Here is an 807-nt window from a genome sequence, read left to right on the forward strand (position 1 = left end):
GTTTGCCAGCGGCATGACACTGCGCATGCTGGCCTACGCCGAACGCGTGCGCCTCATGCAACCGGCTGAACTCACCCAGGAAGCCGGCCGGCTTGGCGACGCGGCCAGCCCTGAGGCCCAGCTCCAGCTGTCGCTCGTGCTGAGCCAGCTGCGCCAGCTGCCCGAGCTGATACGCGCCCAGGAATTGCTCGCCCGCGTGCTCGGCAATGCCGACGCCAAGGCGCTGCATCCGCTGGCCCGCTTGCTGGCATCGCGCTACGGCGACCAGCGACGGCTGGAGGAGCAACTGGAAAAGCAGAACCAGCAATTGCGCGATGTGCAGCGCCGGCTGGACCAGACCAATGAACGGCTCGAAGCGCTCAAGGCCATTGAACGCAGCCTCACGAGCCGCCCGCCAGCGGCGCCGGCCTCGGCGCCCGCCGCCGGCAGACCCCGCCCCGCCGCGCCATGAACGACATCGGCAGCGAAATCTCTCCCCACCTGCTCGTCGTGGACGACGATGCGGACATGCTGCGCCTGCTGACCATGCGGCTCACCGCGGCAGGCTACCGCGTGACCACGGCCACCTCGGCCGAAGCGGCGCTGACCCAGCTTCACATCGAGCGGCCGCAGCTGGTGCTCAGCGACGTGCGCCTGCCCGGCAAGGACGGCCTGGCGCTGTTCGACGACATCCGGCAGCAGCATCCTTCCCTGCCGGTGATCCTGCTGACCGCGCACGGCACTATCCCCGACGCCGTCGAAGCCACCGAGCGAGGCGTGTTCACCTACCTCACCAAACCGTTTGACGGCAAGGGCCTGCTCGACAAG

General features: G+C 68.9%; 2 protein-coding genes. Both read left to right on the plus strand.

The genetic code is table 11. The annotated features are described in order from the left end of the window. A partial coding sequence (locus tag AC1DXS_RS24700) for a hypothetical protein (RefSeq protein WP_477740084.1) occupies positions 1 to 451 on the plus strand: 451 nt, incomplete at its 5' end. Beyond that, on the plus strand, positions 448 to 807 hold a 360-nt coding region (locus AC1DXS_RS24705; RefSeq protein WP_477740085.1), incomplete at its 3' end, for a response regulator. The genes AC1DXS_RS24700 and AC1DXS_RS24705, both read left to right, overlap by 4 nt.

The sequence above is a fragment of the Polaromonas sp. P3_B1 genome (assembly GCF_056402935.1).